General features: G+C 66.9%; 13 protein-coding genes. 4 read left to right on the forward strand and 9 right to left on the reverse strand.

Going from position 1 to position 15,559, the window contains the following annotated elements; all coding sequences use genetic code 11:
- Window positions 1-11: 11 nt before the first annotated feature.
- The 6 genes from QW863_RS30810 to asd all read right to left on the reverse strand — a co-directional run bounded on the left by QW863_RS30810 (window position 12) and on the right by asd (window position 6,959).
- Complete coding sequence (locus QW863_RS30810; RefSeq protein WP_409977982.1) at window positions 12-905, reverse strand: DUF3313 domain-containing protein; 894 nt, start codon at window positions 903-905, stop codon at window positions 12-14.
- A gap of 176 nt (window positions 906-1,081) precedes the next feature.
- On the reverse strand, window positions 1,082-3,286 hold the full coding sequence (locus QW863_RS30815; RefSeq protein ID WP_315717801.1) for a xanthine dehydrogenase family protein molybdopterin-binding subunit: 2,205 nt from the start codon (window positions 3,284-3,286) through the stop codon (window positions 1,082-1,084).
- A 4-nt stretch (window positions 3,287-3,290) separates the two neighbouring features.
- A complete protein-coding gene (locus QW863_RS30820) occupies window positions 3,291-4,307 on the reverse strand; it encodes a xanthine dehydrogenase family protein subunit M (RefSeq protein WP_315717802.1) in 1,017 nt (338 codons plus the stop codon).
- The gene (locus tag QW863_RS30825) at window positions 4,304-4,819 is read right to left on the reverse strand and encodes a (2Fe-2S)-binding protein (protein WP_315717803.1); all 516 of its coding nucleotides are present in this window, start codon (window positions 4,817-4,819) and stop codon (window positions 4,304-4,306) included. The genes QW863_RS30820 and QW863_RS30825 overlap by 4 nt, the downstream gene beginning before the upstream one ends.
- Before the next feature lie 153 nt (window positions 4,820-4,972).
- Window positions 4,973-5,968 (reverse strand): NUDIX domain-containing protein, encoded by a 996-nt coding sequence (locus QW863_RS30830; protein WP_315717804.1) that lies wholly within the window; start codon window positions 5,966-5,968, stop codon window positions 4,973-4,975.
- A 115-nt stretch (window positions 5,969-6,083) separates the two neighbouring features.
- The gene (gene asd / locus QW863_RS30835) at window positions 6,084-6,959 is read right to left on the reverse strand and encodes an archaetidylserine decarboxylase (protein ID WP_315717805.1); all 876 of its coding nucleotides are present in this window, start codon (window positions 6,957-6,959) and stop codon (window positions 6,084-6,086) included.
- 35 nt (window positions 6,960-6,994) lie between these two features.
- Between asd and QW863_RS30840 the strand changes: the two genes are divergently transcribed.
- A complete protein-coding gene (locus QW863_RS30840; protein WP_409977984.1) occupies window positions 6,995-8,659 on the forward strand; it encodes an aminotransferase class III-fold pyridoxal phosphate-dependent enzyme in 1,665 nt (554 codons plus the stop codon).
- Window positions 8,660-8,956: 297 nt separating this feature from the next.
- Here the strand turns inward: QW863_RS30840 and QW863_RS30845 are convergent, their stop codons facing one another.
- From QW863_RS30845 to QW863_RS30855, 3 genes are all read right to left on the reverse strand, one after another.
- The gene (locus QW863_RS30845) at window positions 8,957-9,589 is read right to left on the reverse strand and encodes a hypothetical protein (RefSeq protein WP_315717806.1); all 633 of its coding nucleotides are present in this window, start codon (window positions 9,587-9,589) and stop codon (window positions 8,957-8,959) included.
- A 145-nt stretch (window positions 9,590-9,734) separates the two neighbouring features.
- Window positions 9,735-10,424 (reverse strand): class I SAM-dependent methyltransferase, encoded by a 690-nt coding sequence (locus tag QW863_RS30850; RefSeq protein ID WP_315717807.1) that lies wholly within the window; start codon window positions 10,422-10,424, stop codon window positions 9,735-9,737.
- Between the two features lie 51 nt (window positions 10,425-10,475).
- The gene (locus tag QW863_RS30855) at window positions 10,476-11,531 is read right to left on the reverse strand and encodes a glycosyltransferase family 1 protein (protein WP_315717808.1); all 1,056 of its coding nucleotides are present in this window, start codon (window positions 11,529-11,531) and stop codon (window positions 10,476-10,478) included.
- Between the two features lie 357 nt (window positions 11,532-11,888).
- Here QW863_RS30855 and QW863_RS30860 point away from each other — a divergent pair, with 357 nt between their 5' ends.
- From QW863_RS30860 to QW863_RS30870, 3 genes are all read left to right on the forward strand, one after another.
- On the forward strand, window positions 11,889-12,587 hold the full coding sequence (locus QW863_RS30860) for a L,D-transpeptidase (RefSeq protein ID WP_315717809.1): 699 nt from the start codon (window positions 11,889-11,891) through the stop codon (window positions 12,585-12,587).
- Window positions 12,588-12,840: 253 nt separating this feature from the next.
- Complete coding sequence (locus QW863_RS30865) at window positions 12,841-14,478, forward strand: DUF4403 family protein (RefSeq protein WP_315717810.1); 1,638 nt, start codon at window positions 12,841-12,843, stop codon at window positions 14,476-14,478.
- A 319-nt stretch (window positions 14,479-14,797) separates the two neighbouring features.
- Complete coding sequence (locus QW863_RS30870) at window positions 14,798-15,538, forward strand: response regulator (protein ID WP_315717811.1); 741 nt, start codon at window positions 14,798-14,800, stop codon at window positions 15,536-15,538.
- Window positions 15,539-15,559 lie beyond the last annotated feature (21 nt).

Below are 15,559 nucleotides of genomic sequence, written 5' to 3' on the forward strand. Positions count from 1 at the left end.
GCAGATGACCGCTACTGCTTCGCGATCTGCGTGCTCGCCTGTGCGTCCCTTGGCACAGCGCCCTTGTCGACCCATTCCGGCGGTGCGCCCAGACGGTTGGCGACCATGCCGATGACCCCGGGATCCCTGCCGAACGCCTCGCACGCCGCGTTCTTCGGCTTGCCGCCGAGCGCCGCGCCGATCCGTTCGATCGACGGCAGCTTCGGCACCTTTCCGAACGGGGTCTCGCCGGTCACCAGCATCTGGCCGAAATCGGCGCTGAACGAACCTGCCAAATCATAGGCATCGCCGGCCTGCGACAGCACCGGCGAGTTGGTGAACGAATTGGCGCCGCGCGCCCATACCATTGCGGCCTGCTGCCGGCCCTTGCGGTCGAGTGCCTCAGCCTCGATCGTGAGACTGCCGAGCCCGATCGGCAGCCGCGGCACCGGAACGGGAACGCCGAGCGCGCCCGGCACGGCCGACACGACCTTCGACGCACCGGCGGCGACCGGATCGGTCGGCGTCGCCTGGGTGATGAAGGTGCGCGTCGTCAGATCGGCCCTCTGATTGGGCGCCACGACCGTGAAGCGTTCGCTCAGGTTGAGACACAGCGCGCGGTCGACGGCATTGGCGACGAGCTGCCGCTGCTGGTCCGTCAGCACCGCGCCGGCCTGGCCCGAGAAGGATGTCGGCATGATACGCACGGTCTGGGCCGCGAGCACATTGTCCTTGTCGACGTTGAGCTGCGACTTGGCGAGCAGGCCGTTCGATTCCGCCAGCGACTGATAGGATGCGAGCGCGCCGCTCTGCGTCATCTGCGCCGTGGCGCAGCCCGACAGGCCGAGCGCCGCGCACAGCATCATCAGGCGGATGGTGGCGGGGGTACAGGATCTCACGAAAGCCGCGACGTCGATCTCGACCATGCTTCTCCCGCCTCACGCCCACGATGATCGCCCTCTCGCGGGCGGCGCATCCTTCTCCGAGATTTCGGACGGCGTGGGGCGGAAGAATGGAGAGATGTTTCGAAACGGCACCAACAAGGGAGACGGTGTGGCGAGCGCGGCTCGCTCCGGCGCCATTATGGCCGAGAGAAGACGGTTCACCCCACCAGCTTGTCCAGCGTGATCGGCAAATCCCGTATGCGCCTTCCGGTGGCGTGATAGACCGCGTTGGCGATCGCCGCGGCGACGCCGACGATGCCGATCTCGCCGACGCCCTTGATGCCCATCTTGTTGATGATGCGATCCTCCTCGTCGACGAAGATCACCTTGATATCGTGAACGTCGGCATTCACCGGCATGTGATATTCGGCGATGTTGGCGTTCATGATGCGCCCGAACCGCTGGTCGATCTGGGCTTCTTCGTGCAACGCCATGCCGATGCCCATGACGACCCCGCCCATGATCTGGCTCGAAGCCGTCTTGGTGTTGAGGATGCGCCCGGCGGCGACGGCATTGACGATGCGCGTCACTCTGATGACGCCGAGCTCCTCGTCGACCTTCACTTCGGCGAAAACCGCCGAGTGGGCGTTGTGGGCGTGCTTGTCGTCGTCCTCGAAATCCGAGCCGCGCTCCTTCTCGATGCGGTCCTTGCCACCGTGACGCATCACGTCCGACATCGCCAACGACCGGCTGCGATCGGAGATGGCGACGATGGCGCCATCGGCGAGCGTCACTTCGTCGGCGGTGAGCCCCTGCAACGGCGAGCCCGGGATGGTGTGCGCGATCTTCAACAGCTCCGCCCGGATATCATCGGCGGCGTTGACGATCGCATGCGAGATCGAGGCTGCGGTCCACGAACCTCCCTCTACCGGCGCCTTGGGCAGCGTGGAGTCGCCCAGCTTCACATTGATGCTGTCGAGCGGCACGCCGAGCATGTCGGCGGCGACCTGCGCCATGATCGTGTAGGTGCCGGTGCCGATATCGGAGGTCGCGCTCGCCACCTCGACATGTCCATTCGCCGTCATCACGATCCGCGTCGCGAACGGCATCTGCAATGCCTCCCAGGCACCACTCGCCATGCCCCAGCCGACGAGTTCTCGGCCGTCACGCATCGACCGCGGCTCGGGATTGCGCCTCGACCAGCCGAACGCCTCGGCGCCCTGCTGATAGCACTCCTTCAGCCGCTTGCTGGAGAACGGCAGATCCTTGTCCTGATCCCGATCAGAATAGCAGCGCAGGCGCAATTCGAGAGGATCCATCTTCAGCGCGACGGCGAGCTCGTCCATCGCGCATTCCAGCCCGTAGACGCCACTGGCGGCGCCGGGCGCGCGCATGTCGCCGGGCGTCGGCACGTCGAGCTTGGCGAGGCGGTGCGTCGCGCGCGAAGTAGCGGAGGTGTAGAGCACATCGCCCCAGCCGATGTCGTTGCGCGAGAACGCCTCGTGCTGCGAGGTCATCGCAACGGCCTCGTGCGTCAGCGCCGCCAGCGTACCGTCCTCACGGGCGCCGAGCGCCAGCCGCTCGATCGTCGCAGGGCGATAGCACAGGCCATACATCTGGGCGCGGCTGAGCACGACGCGCACCGCGCGCTTCAGCTTCAGCGCGGCCATGGCGGCGAGCACCACCTGGTATTGCGGCCGCAGGCCGGAGCCGAATGCGCCGCCGACGAACGGCGACATCACCTGGACGTCGTCCTCCTTCAGCTGGAACACGCTGCAGGCGTAGCGCTGCACATTCTGCACGCCCTGGGTCTTGTCGTAGACCACGAGCTTGCCGCCCTCGCGCCAGAGCACCGTCGACGCGTAGAGCTCCATCGGGTTGTGATATTCGATCGGGACGCCATAGTCGGCATCGTGACGCACGGCTGCGCCGGCAAGCGCCTTTGTCGCGTCGCCGCGCGGCTTGAGCGGCTTGTCGACCTTGAAAGCCTGCTCGCGCCGCGCATGCAGGTCGGTCGCGAAGCTCTCGGCCAGATACTCTACCGCGACCAGCGTCGCCGCGAAACGCGCGGTGTCCTCGTCCTCGGCGACGACCAACGCCACCGGCTGGTAGTTGAAATGCACCCGGTCGTCATAGAGCGGACGATAGGGCGAGCCGTCCTCCGGCGCGACCTCGTCGCGATAGGCGTCATCCTTGTCCGCCATCCTGACCCGGTTGGCGTGGGTCAGCACGTCGAGGACGCCGTCGACAGCCAGGGCGCGACCGGTATCGATGCGCACGATCCGCCCCTTCGGAATGGTGGAATTGACCACGACGCCGAAGGCGAGATCGGGCGCGGTGAACTCGGCGGCATATTTGGCGACACCGGTGACCTTGGCGCGGCCGTCGATGCGGGAGGTGGCTGTGCCGATGCGAGCTGTCATGACATCACCGGATGGTCTTGATGGCTTGAATCTGGGGCGTTGCGTTCGCGGCCTGGGTCAGGGTGCGCACAATGGCGCGGCGCGCCAGCGGGATCTTGAAGGCGTTGTGCGTGGCGGCTTTCGCATCGCTCAGCAGGATGTTCGCAGCGCGGCCGAACGCCTGGGGATCCGGCGCCTGCCCGCGCAGCGCGGCTTCGGCCGCCTCATTGCGCCACGGCTTGTGGGCGACGCCGCCGAGCGCCAGGCGCGCCTCGCCGATGCGGCCGCCGTCGAGCTCGAGCGCAGCGGCGACCGAGACCAGCGCGAATGCGTAGGACAGGCGATCGCGGATCTTCAGATAGCTGTGATTCGCGGCGAAGCCCTGCGGGGGCAGCTCGATCGCGGTGATGATCTCGTCGACGCGCAGCGTGTTGTCGAGCTCCGGCCGGTCGCCGGGCAGCCGATGGAAGTCCGCAAGGGCGATGACGCGCTCGCCCGAGGAGCCCGCGACCAGCACCTTGGCGTCGAGCGCGGCGAGCGCCACGCACATGTCGGAGGGGTGGGTCGCGATGCAATCGGCGCTGGTGCCCAGGATGGCATGGCTGCGGTTGAGACCGTCGACCGCCGAGCAGCCGGCGCCGGGCGTGCGCTTGTTGCAGGGCGTGGCGACGTCGTAGAAGTAGGCGCAGCGCGTCCGCTGCAGCAGATTGCCGCCGGTCGAGGCCATGTTGCGCAGCTGCGCCGAGGCGCCGGCGAGGATCGCGCTCGCCAGCAGCGGATAGCGGCTCTCGATGAGGGGGTGATAGGCGAGCGTGCTGTTCGGGACCAGCGCGCCGATCCTGACGCCGCCGGCGCTCGTCTCCTCCACATTCGTCAGCGGCAGGCGGCTGATGTCGATCAGCTGACGCGGCTGCTCGACGTGATACTTCATCAGGTCGATCAGGTTGGTGCCGCCGGCGATGAACTTGGCCTCCGGCGTCGCCACCTTGAGCTTGACGGCCTCGGCGACATCGCTGGCGCGCGTGTAGTCGAAATTGTTCATCGGCTGCCTCCCATCGCCTGCTCGATGGCGCCGACGATGTTCGGATAGGCGCCGCAACGGCAGATGTTGCCGCTCATCAGCTCGCGGATCTCGCCCTTCGTTTTCGCCCTGCCCTCGGCGATCAGGCCGGCGGCCGAGCAGATCTGGCCCGGCGTGCAATAGCCGCATTGGAAGGCGTCGTGATCGATGAAGGCCTGCTGCAGCGGGTGCAGCTCATCACCCTTGGCGAGTCCCTCGATGGTCGTGATCTCGGCGCCGTCTTTCATGACCGCGAGCGTCAGGCAGGAGAGCACGCGGCGGCCGTCGATCAGCACGGTGCAGGCGCCGCATTGGCCGTGATCGCAGCCCTTCTTGGTGCCGGTGAGGTCGAGATGATTGCGCAGCAGATCGAGCAGCGTGGTCCAGGGCGCCACCGGCAGCGTGTGCGACTGGCCATTGATCTGAAGCGTGACGGACAGAGGGGCAGGCTTTGCGGTGGACGCGGCGCTCTGGCGCGGTGGCGACGGGCTCATGCGGTGTCTCCGTTGACGGACCCGCATCAACCCGCGATGGCGCGAATGGTTCTTGGCAATCTTCGAGCAGCGGACAGCAGGAATTGCTCAGCCGGCACGCGCAGAATGCGCACGGCAGAACCGCTTGCCGATCAATCGTTTCGTCAACCAGACTCAGGCGGCGCGGCCGAGCCACGCCCGCATCTTCTGCGCCAGGCTGCGGCGTGGCGCACCATCCAGCGCCTCCGCATCCGCGGCGGCCACGTCTTCGCGCGGCGCAGCGGCTTCTGCGCCGGCATTCGGCACGTCCGACGGCCTGTCCTTACTCGGGCTGCTTTCGGCATCCGGCGCGGCCTTGCTCGGCACGAGCGACTTGATCGCTGCGGCCACGGCCTCGATACGCTCGAGGTCCGCCGGCTCACGCGCGCTTGCAGCGGGTTCGGCCGCCATCGGGACCGGGTGGGCCTCCACCGGCACTGCCGCCGGATCCGAAGCAGTCGGTTCGGATTGACCGAGGTCGGGCGCCGCAGCCGCAAGCACGGCTTCGGCGGGCTGCTCGCCCGGCACTGCGATCGCGAGGTCGGCGATCTCCGGAGCCGGCGCTGGGGCGGGCTGCTCCACGACCCGGCTGCGGCGCTTCCTGGCGGTTGCAGGCTTTGCCGCGACCGCCGCCGTCTCCGCTGCGACCTTCTCGACCGGCTTCTTGTCAGCGGCGGTCTTCGCCACCACCTCGGGCGCGGACTTCGCCTTGGTCTTGCGGATCAGACCTGCGAGCGCGTACGGCCCGACGGTCTCCAGGAACGTCTTCTCATGATCGCGCGACAGCCGCCCCACCGCCGCATCGAGCGGCAGCCAGTCGACGGCGCGGACATCGTCCATCAGCGGCTGCGACGGCTCGCCGGCCGCTTCCATGCGCCAATAGTGCACGACCTTGGCACGCGTGCCGGTATCGTAAACCAGGGTGCCGAGGAATTCATGCACGGTGACCTTGTGGCCGGTCTCCTCCAGCACCTCGCGCCTGGCGGCGTCGCGCGGCGTCTCGCCGTCGTCGAGCTTGCCCTTCGGCAGCACCCATTCGTCGCGCTTGCGCAGGCGCACGACCGCGATGCGCGGCGGCTGTTCCCGCCGCAGCACGATGCCACCTGCCGCCATGATCGGCGCTCTCGCCATCGCCTCTCCCGAGCCGCAACGACCGCAACTCCCGCGGTCCGATTCGCCAGTTGAACGCTCCGATATAGGACTGCGCAACGCCGAAATCGAGATTCCGCAAGCGTGGACCTGACATTCATCCGGCGGCGACGCGCCTGCGCCACAGTGGCTGGCCGGCGCGGATGTGAGCACCCTCCGTGACATTGGGACAGAACGTGAAGTTGCCGGGCGCGAGCAGGATGATGGTCGAGCCGTGCTCGAACCAGCCGAGCTCGTCGCCCTTGCGCACATTGTTGTTACAGGCGTAGGCGAGCGGCCGCTCGGTCTGCGCGTTCAATACGCGGTCGAGCGCATGCAGGCGGATACTCGCCACCAGGATCGCCGCCACCGGCACGATCGTGAACGGCTCGCCGGAGGCAAGATGCGTGCGGATCACCGCGCGCTCGTTCTTGCAGAACAGCCGCTCGACCCGCTTCAGCGCGATCGGATTGACGTTCCAGACGTCGCCATGGATCAGGCTGACATGCTCGATCGTCATGTCGGCCGGCGCGTGGAAGCGGTGATACATGCTCGAGGTCAGACGCAAGGTGACGAAGCTGCCGTTGCGATGGGTCTCGACCACGGCCGGATCGGCGACGAGCTCGCGCAGCGAATAGGGCGCGCCCTTGATCTGGTAGAGCTCGCCGTCGCGGATCAGGCCGTGGGCGCCGATGATGCCGTCGGACGGGCTGGTGACGATGGCGGGATCCGGATCGAACGGCCGCAGGCCGGGCTTCAGCTCGCGCGTGAAGCAGGCGTGCAGACTCTTGAAGCGGCTCTCCTTAGCCTCGGAGAGATCGAGGTCGGAGAACAGCTTCCAGAGCGCGATCGACGCGTCCCGGACGAGCGGGTTCTCGATCTTGGAGAACCAGCCCATGAAGCGGGTCAGCGCGGCGCGCGGCACGCGGTTGGTGAGCAGGAAGTTGAGGTCTTCCTGTTGGGTGACGGAGGCGATCAGGCTTTTGACTGTCATGAATCTGTCAGCAGGAGGGGTTAGCGCTTTTGGACATGATGGAAAACTCGATTCCTTATGTATCGCTCGCCGTTGGCGCTGCCGTGACGGCCGCCATGGCCCCGAAGGTCAAGGCCCGCATCGAACTGTCGCGCGCCAAGCACCGTTCGCTGGCCGGCCATTCCAAGATGTCGCGCCGGATCTCCAGGCTGATCCCGCGCTATGAGTTCGAGATCGACGACTTCTTCCGCTCCGACGGCGCACCGCAGGCGATCGCCACGAAGCGCCAGGACGGCTTCTTCCGGCTCGGCGCGCTGTTCCAGGAGAAGTTCGCCAAGAGCCGCGCGCTGACGGCGGAAGCCGCAAGCCGCATCTCCGACCTGCAGTTCACCCAGAGCTACCGGGTCCCGTTCCAGTACAGCCGTCTGGTCAAGGAGCAGCTCGGCGCCGGCTCGTTCATGCAGGCTTCCTCCGGCGTGACCCTGACCGATCTCGACGGCAACCGGTTCTACGATCTCACCGGCTCCTACGGCGTCAACATCTTCGGCTATGACTTCTACAAGGAGTGCATCGCGGCTGCCGAGCGGCGCGCGAGCGCGCTCGGCCCGGTGCTCGGGCTCTATCACCCGGTCGTCGCTGACAACGTGAAGCGCCTGACCGAGCTGTCCGGCATGGACGAGGTCTCGTTCCACATGTCCGGCACCGAGGCGGTGATGCAGGCGGTGCGGCTCGCCCGCTACCACACCGGCCGCACGCATCTGGTCCGCTTCGCCGGCGCCTATCACGGCTGGTGGGGCGACGTACAGCCCGGCGTCGGCAACCCGATCGCGCCGCACGAGACCTACACCTTGGCCGAGATGTCCGAGCGCACGCTGCACGTCCTGCGCACGCGGCGCGACATCGCCTGCGTGCTGGTCAATCCGCTGCAGGCGCTGCATCCGAACGGCAATGCGCCCGGCGACTCGGCGCTGGTCGATTCCTCGCGCAAGGGTCGCTACGACCGCGAAGCCTACACCGCCTGGCTGAAGCAGCTGCGCGAGGTCTGCACGGAACGCGGCATCGTGCTGCTGTTCGACGAGGTGTTCCTCGGCTTCCGGCTCGCGCCGGGCGGCGCCCAGGAGTATTTCGGCATCACAGCCGACATGGTGACCTACGGCAAGAGCCTCGGCGGCGGCCTGCCGATCGGCGTCGTCTGCGGCAAGCGCGAGCTGATGCGCCGCTTCCGCGACGACCGCCCGGCCGACATCTGCTTCGCCCGCGGCACCTTCAACTCGCATCCTTATGTGATGGCGGCGATGGACGAGTTCCTGAGCCGGCTCGACAGCCCGAACCTCCGCGCCATCTACGACGGCCTGGATGAAACCTGGAATGGCCGCGCCGCGCAGCTCAACGCCGCGCTGGCCGAGCACGACCTGCCGGTGCGCGTCTCCAATATGCATTCGATCTGGCTGGTCGAATACACCGTGCCGTCGCGCTACAATTGGATGCTGCAATACTACCTGCGTGCCGAGGGCCTGGCGCTGAGCTGGGTCGGCACCGGCCGCTTGATCTTCAGCCTGAACTACACCGACGCCGATTTTGCCGAGGTGACGAAGCGCTTCGTCTCGGCGGCCGAGAAGATGAAGCAGGACGGCTGGTGGTGGAACGACGGCACGCTCACCAACAAGGCGATCAAGCGCCAGATTCTGAAAGAGATGCTCGGCGCCGCATTCGGGCGCTGACGGCGCAACCACCCTCCCCTGAAGGGGGAGGGTCGGCTCGCATGAGCGAAGCGAAATGCGCGCCGGGGTGGGGTGACGGCCTGTCCGCACATGAGGTGCGGGTGAGCAAGTGGAGAGATCACCCCACCCCGACGCGCGCTTCGCACGCGTCGACCCTCCCCCTCCCCCTCCCCCTCCAGGGGAAGGTGGCACGTGCCGCATGGCTGCAAGCTCGCTCGATTTCACCTCACAGCCCCCCACAAACACCGATGCCCGGGACCGGCCCGGGCATCGCTTTACTCTGGGCTTCAAGCCGGCTCAGGCGTGCTGCTCTTCGAGGCCTTCGTTCATCAGGTGCAGGCCGGGGTCGATCAGCTCGCCACGCAGCAGCGCCAGCGGAGCCGCGCGGTACTGCATGAAATCGTTGAACGGGTCGGTGATGATCTTGGTCATCCAGACCAGCCCGGTCTCGACGTCACGGATGAAGAACAAATGAATGGTGCGGAACAGCAGGCCGCCGATACCGATCACGAGCCACAGCTTGGCGGTCTCGCGCACGAATTCCATCGCCGAGGTCCAGGGCGGCAGCAGGCCGAACAGGGTCGGCTGCAGATAGAGCACCACGGGGGCCGCGGCCCAGATCGACATCAGCACGACCTTGCGCTGCAGATTGTAGCCGACCTTGATCTCTTCCTTGTGCTCGTGGGTCGCCTGGTTGACGTGGTCGTAGCCCTTCGGCTCGAAGAAGAAATGGCCCGCCTGGCGCGAGGTCATCGACACCAGCCAGCCGATCAGCGCCGAGACCAGCGGGTCGAACACCATCATCACATAGGCGATCATGAAGCTGAGCGCGCTGACGAAGTGGAGGCTCTGGTTGATACGGCTGTGATGATAGTAGCGATGGTCGTCCCAGCGCTGGATCCGCAGCTGCTCCAGGAAATGCTTGATCATGGTTGCTCCGAAGAATGAGTTGCAGGTCTTGTACAGGGATTCGGTGTAGATCGCATGACATCATCAAGATGTCATGCGATCGGACGCAGCGAAACGTTTCGGACTACGTAGAACGTCGCGGAGGCGGTAGAGGGCGGCCGCGGCTTCAGGCCGCGGCGGCACGCTCCAGCTTGCGGAAGCGGACCAGCGAGAAATGGCCGAGCGGCGGGATCAGGCGGCGCTCGACCAGCTCCATGCGCTCGGCGCCGGCGAGCCAGCGCAGGTAGCGCGACCAGCCGAACTCGGCGGTACGGAAACCGAGCCGGCGCACCACCGGCTGCAGCGCCTGCTCGATCACCCGGCGCAGGCCGTCATCGGCGCTGACGCGGGTCAGGATGATCAGTTCGCCGCCCGGGCGCAGCACGCGCGCGAACTCGTCCAGCGCGACCTCCGGGTTCGGCACCGCGGTGACGACATATTGCGCCATAACGACGTCGAACGAATCGTCGGGAAAGTCGAGCTGCTCGGCGTCCATCACCGCGAGACCCTCGACGTTCTTCAGCCGCTGGTCGGCGACGCGCCGCATCGCCTTGCCGAGCATCGCCTCGGAGATGTCGGTGCCGAACACGCGGACATGCGGCGCATAGAGCGGCAGCGAGATGCCGGTTCCGACGCCGACCTCGAGCACGCGCCCGCCGAGCTTGTTCGTGGCTGATATCGCGGCCTTGCGGCCCTTCTCGAACACGCCGCCGAACACGAGGTCGTAGATCGGTGCCCAGCGGTCATAGGCCTGCTCGACCTGCTCGCGATCGAAGTCGAGCTCCCGCGCGCCGCCGAGCTTCATGGTTTCTGCCATCGTTACATCTCACTTGGGTTTGGAATTGATGGAGTGACGCAAAGTTCGCCGTCAGCCGCGGACGGCGCTCTGACCGGCCAGCACCGGGGTCGGACGCACGACGCGGGACGGCTGCAGCACGGCGAGATTGCCGATGAACTGGCGCGCGCTGTTCTCCCAGGAGCGGTCGAGCGCAAATGCCCGGCAGGTCTCGCGCGACATGGTCAGCGCCTTCAGGCAGGCGGCGCGCAGGTCCCAGTCGATCGCCCCGATCGGATGATCGGCGATGACGTCGAGCGGACCGGTGACGGGGAAGGCCGCGACCGGCGTGCCGCAGGCCAGCGACTCCAGCTGCACGACGCCGAACGTATCGGTCAGGCTCGGAAACACGAAGACGTCGGCGGCCGCCATGTGCGCGGTCAGATCGTTGCCGGTCTTCTCGCCGAGGAAATGCGCCGCCGGGAAGCGACGCTCGAGCTCCGCCTTCTGCGGGCCGTTACCGATCACCACCTTCGAGCCCGGCAGGTCGAGCGACAGGAAGGCTTCCAGGTTCTTCTCGACCGCGACGCGGCCGACGGTCATGAACACCGGACGCGGCAGATCCAGCGCGACCGGCGCGTCCGGATTGAACAGCTTCGTATCGACGCCCCGGGTCCAGAAGCCGAGCCGCTTGAAGCCGCGCGACGCGAGGTCCTGCTTCAGCGAATTTGTCGCGACCATGGTCATCGCGGCGGCGTCGTGGAAGCGGCGCATCACCCAATAGCCGACGGCATCGGGAATGCCGGTGCGCACAGCGACGTACTCCGGAAAGCGCGTCGTGTAGGACGTCGTGAACGGCAGGCCATGGCGCAGGCAGTAGCGGCGCACCGCCCAGCCGATCGTGCCTTCGGTGGCAATATGGATCGCATCCGGCGCCGCCGCCTCGATGCGCCGGGCGATCTCGCGGCCGTTGGTCACGGCGAGCCGCAGGCCCGGATAGGTCGGCACGCCGAACGACGGAAAGCCTTCCGGCGTGAGGAAGGTGATGTCGGCGCCGAGGCCGGCGGCCGCGCGAGCCAGCGAGGTGAGCGTGCGCACCACGCCGTTGACCTGCGGGTGCCAGGCGTCGGTTGCGATTAAGATCCGCATAAGGCGATCCGGAAAGTTGCAGCGATTCTGAACAGCCGCAAATTCCGACATTGTTATTTCAGGCGTGTGACGTCATCGAACTGTCGAAGGGTCTTTTTGCCCGCCAACTGCTGTTTTCCCCGCGATCTGTGGCTGTCCCGCGCGGCTGCTGTCGTGAAACCGTCATGAAACAAACGGTTAAGCCGACGAAACCTTTTTGCGCGCAGCGCGCAAACGCAACGAAACTTTTCTCCCCTATGAGTTGCAGCATCGGGCGCGGGTCAATGCGCCGCAGAGAATGATGACAGGCAACTGATTTTGACGACGCCGGTCGAGACAAGCACGGCGCGCACCAAGCGATCAAACGAGGGGACGTCCATGTTCACGTCAGGCACAGTCGGTTCGCGATCCCGCATCCTGTTCGCTGCGCTGATCGTCGGTACGTTCGCTGCGGCAACGCCGACGCAAGCCGCGCCTCCGGCCCCGCTCCCGTTCCCTTTCCTGCTGCCGCCGCCGATGGCGACCTACGAGCCGCCGGCAACGACGCCGCAACTGATCACGCCGCGCGAGGACGAGGCGACCGCTTATGAGATGCCCGCGCGCCTGCGCCGCCAGGTCGTGAGCTACGCCACCCGCGAGGCACCCGGCACGATCATCATCGACACACCAAACAAGTATTTGTACTACGTGCTCGGCAGCGGCCAGGCGATGCGCTACGGCATCGGCGTGGGCCGCGACGGCTTTACCTGGTCCGGCGTGCAGTCGGTGACCAGGAAGGCGGAATGGCCGGACTGGACGCCGCCGCCGGAGATGATCGCGCGCCAGCCTTATCTGCCGCGTCACATGGCCGGCGGTCCCGGCAATCCGCTCGGCGCCCGCGCGATGTATCTCGGCGGCACCGTCTACCGCATTCACGGCACCAACGCGCCCGAGACGATCGGCACGCATGTGTCGTCGGGCTGCATCCGTCTGACCAATCAGGACGTGATCGACCTCTATGCCCGCGTCAGCGTCGGCGCCAAGGTGATCGTGCTGCCGATGGAGCGCCGCGCCGATCTCGGCCGCATGACCCGCTGACCTGCGCGGGCCGCACCGCTCGTTCCTTCTCCCGGATCCTCCCTGACTGGACCGCCGAGGCCCGAAAGCCGCGGCGGTCATTTCTTTGCGCGCATGCCGCCGTTCACCATCACGGCCGATTGATGATGATCCGCGTCACGGGCTGCCCTGGCGCGCCTCCGTCCGGCCCTGTAAGCTCGGCAATCTTGTATTAACCGCGATCTCGCCGCTTCCGGCATGGGCCGGCGCGGCAGTTGGAGTCCGTGGATCCGACATGAACCTTCCGACACCGCGACCGGATTGGCAGAGCAGGCCGCATCCGCTCGCCCCGAAAACGCAGCGGCCGCCGCGGCGCTCGCCGCCTCGGCTGCGGCTGATCCTGATCGGCGCCGCCGGCCTTGCCGCCGTCGTGCTGATCGGCATCATCATCGTGGAGGTGTTTCTGTTCTCGGGCAGCACGCCGGCGCCGCAGCTGACCCAACTGCCGCCGCTGCCGCCGGCCACGCGCAACTCGATCATCATGACGCCGGTCTCGATCTCGCTCGGCGCGATTCGTGACGCCGCCGAAAAGGCCACGCCGCGCAATTTCTCCGGCAAGGCCGACAACCCCGTCAACCAGATCCTGCAGAATGCCGACATCGGCTGGACGGTCACCCGCGGCGCCATCGCCGCCACCGGCACCCAGGACACTTTGTCGCTGGCGACGCCGCTCTCGGGCCGGCTGAACGTCACCGGATCGCTGTCCGCCAAAGCGACCGGCGCGCTCGGCGACGCCATCGGCGGCCTGCTCGGCGCGGATGCCGCCAAGCAGATTGGCGGCATCAACATCAAGAACCTGAACGCCACCGCCGACATCAAGGGCAACGTCCTGATCGCGATGCGGCCACGGCTGGCCGCCTCCTGGTATGTCGAGCCGAACTTCACCGCCCAGGTCAATCTCGGCGACACCGCGCTGACCGTCGCCGGCGCCCGCGTCAACGTGCCCGCGCAGATGAAGCCGGTCATCGACAAGACCGTCAACGACCAGCTCAGCGCGCTCAGCGACAGGCTGCGCAAGGACCCGACCATGCGGCGCGTGGCGCAGGCGCAGTGGGCCCGCGCCTGCCGCTCGGTGCCGCTTCAGGGCACCACGCCGGGACTGCCCGCCGTCTGGCTCGAGATCAAGCCGACACGGGCGCTGGCCGCGCAGCCCGCGATCGATGCGAACGTCGTCAGCGTCACCATGGGGATCGAGGCGGAGACCCGGGTCACGGCGGCCGAGACCAAGCCGGAGTGCCCGTTCCCGGACAAGATCACGATCGTTCCGCCCACCGCGGGCACCGTCAACGTCGCGGTTCCGATCGATGTCCCATTCACCGAGCTCAGCAAGCTCGTCGACTCGCAGCTCGCCGGGCGGACGTTCCCCGAGGACGGCTCCGGCCCGGTCACGGTCACGGTGAAGCATGCGACCGTCGTGCCCTCGGGCAACCGGCTGCTGATCTCGCTGCAGGTGAAGGGAAAAGAGAAGGAGAGCTTCTTCGGCCTCGGCGCCGACGCGACGGTGCACATCTGGGGACGGCCGATGGTCGATCAGGCGCAGCAGATCCTGCGGCTGTCCGACCTGCAGCTCGCCGTCGAATCCGACGCGGCGTTCGGCCTGCTCGGCGCCGCCGCGCGCGCCGTGGTGCCACATCTGCAACGCGCGCTGCTAGAGCGGTCGGTGGTCGATCTCAAGCCGTTCGCCGACAATGTCCGCGACAAGATCGCGACCGCGATTTCCGAGTTGCAGAAGAACGAGAACGGCATCCGCGTCGACACCGACATCAACAACCTCGCTTTGACCGACATCGCCTTCGACGCCACCGTGCTGCGCGTGATCGCCTCGGCGGAGGGCACGATGTCGGTTCGAGTCAATACATTGCCAGGACTGTGACGGGCCGTTTCGGAACGTCGCATCCCGTCGCTGCACGCGTTTGCGGACCGTGCAACGACCGGCAATGATTCAATCGGACCTGCCCTGGTCTGGCGACACTTACGAATGTCCGCGCCGTTTCCGGTAACCCGATGCAGCCGTATCGCGCGAGCGTGCGGCGGCCCCGAGGCCATACGTTTCGCGAGGCTTGACGCGCCCTCACGAATTCCGCAACACGGCGCAGAGAGACGTTGTCGGGCCCTTTCCGCGCGCCCGTCGCAGGAAATATTCCGTAACAAAAATCTTCGCAAAACGCCGCGATTCTAGGTCACTTGTCGGTATGGCCCAGACACAACCACACATTCTTGTCGTCGAGGACGACCGCGAGACGCGGACGCTGATCGCGAAATATCTGCGCAACAATGCCTGCAACGTGACCACCGCGACCGACGGCCGCGAGATGACCCGCATCATGGGCGACCACCGTGTCGATCTCCTGATCCTCGACGTCATGCTGCCCGGCGAGGACGGCCTGACCTTGTGCCGCAAGCTGCGCGCGGAATCGCAGGTGCCGATCATCATGCTCACCGCGCGCGGCGAGGACGTCGACCGCATCCTCGGACTGGAGATGGGCGCCGACGACTATCTGCCAAAGCCGTTCAATCCGCGCGAGCTGCTCGCCCGCATCAACGCGGTGCTGCGCCGGCAGGCGGCCGCGATGACGGCGAGCGCAACCGAAGGCGCGACGGCGCTGAGCTTCCTCGGCTGGACGATCGACTTCCGGCTGCGCGAACTACGCAATCCCGAAGGCGCACGCGTCGCGATGACGAGCGCCGAGTTCGATCTGCTCCGCACCTTCTGCGAGCGGCCGGGCCGCGTGCTGTCGCGCGACAGCCTGCTCGACCTGACGCAGGGCCGCAGCGCCGGCTCGTTCGAGCGCTCGATCGACGTGCTGGTCAGCCGCATCCGCCGCAAGATCGAGCCGGACCCGCAGGAGGCCACCATGATCAAGACCGTGCGCTCCGGCGGCTACATGTTCACACCCGTCGTCGAGGTGGTGACTGGCCCGCAAAGCCATTGACCGGCCCGATCGAATGGCGAT

Origin of the sequence: Bradyrhizobium sp. SZCCHNR1017 (genome assembly GCF_032381375.1) — a bacterium.
GTDB lineage: Bacteria > Pseudomonadota > Alphaproteobacteria > Rhizobiales > Xanthobacteraceae > Bradyrhizobium.

What these genes read in the sequence shown, in the direction of transcription:
- QW863_RS30810 (WP_409977982.1), bottom strand. Translation starts at nt 905, where the DNA reads ATGGTCGAGATCGACGTCGCGGCTTTCGTGAGATCCTGTACCCCCGCC.
- QW863_RS30815 (WP_315717801.1), bottom strand. Translation starts at nt 3,286, where the DNA reads ATGACAGCTCGCATCGGCACAGCCACCTCCCGCATCGACGGCCGCGCC.
- QW863_RS30820 (WP_315717802.1), bottom strand. Translation starts at nt 4,307, where the DNA reads ATGAACAATTTCGACTACACGCGCGCCAGCGATGTCGCCGAGGCCGTC.
- QW863_RS30825 (WP_315717803.1), bottom strand. Translation starts at nt 4,819, where the DNA reads ATGAGCCCGTCGCCACCGCGCCAGAGCGCCGCGTCCACCGCAAAGCCT.
- QW863_RS30830 (WP_315717804.1), bottom strand. Translation starts at nt 5,968, where the DNA reads ATGGCGAGAGCGCCGATCATGGCGGCAGGTGGCATCGTGCTGCGGCGG.
- asd (WP_315717805.1), bottom strand. Translation starts at nt 6,959, where the DNA reads ATGACAGTCAAAAGCCTGATCGCCTCCGTCACCCAACAGGAAGACCTC.
- QW863_RS30840 (WP_409977984.1), top strand. Translation starts at nt 6,995, where the DNA reads ATGATGGAAAACTCGATTCCTTATGTATCGCTCGCCGTTGGCGCTGCC.
- QW863_RS30845 (WP_315717806.1), bottom strand. Translation starts at nt 9,589, where the DNA reads ATGATCAAGCATTTCCTGGAGCAGCTGCGGATCCAGCGCTGGGACGAC.
- QW863_RS30850 (WP_315717807.1), bottom strand. Translation starts at nt 10,424, where the DNA reads ATGGCAGAAACCATGAAGCTCGGCGGCGCGCGGGAGCTCGACTTCGAT.
- QW863_RS30855 (WP_315717808.1), bottom strand. Translation starts at nt 11,531, where the DNA reads ATGCGGATCTTAATCGCAACCGACGCCTGGCACCCGCAGGTCAACGGC.
- QW863_RS30860 (WP_315717809.1), top strand. Translation starts at nt 11,889, where the DNA reads ATGTTCACGTCAGGCACAGTCGGTTCGCGATCCCGCATCCTGTTCGCT.
- QW863_RS30865 (WP_315717810.1), top strand. Translation starts at nt 12,841, where the DNA reads ATGAACCTTCCGACACCGCGACCGGATTGGCAGAGCAGGCCGCATCCG.
- QW863_RS30870 (WP_315717811.1), top strand. Translation starts at nt 14,798, where the DNA reads ATGGCCCAGACACAACCACACATTCTTGTCGTCGAGGACGACCGCGAG.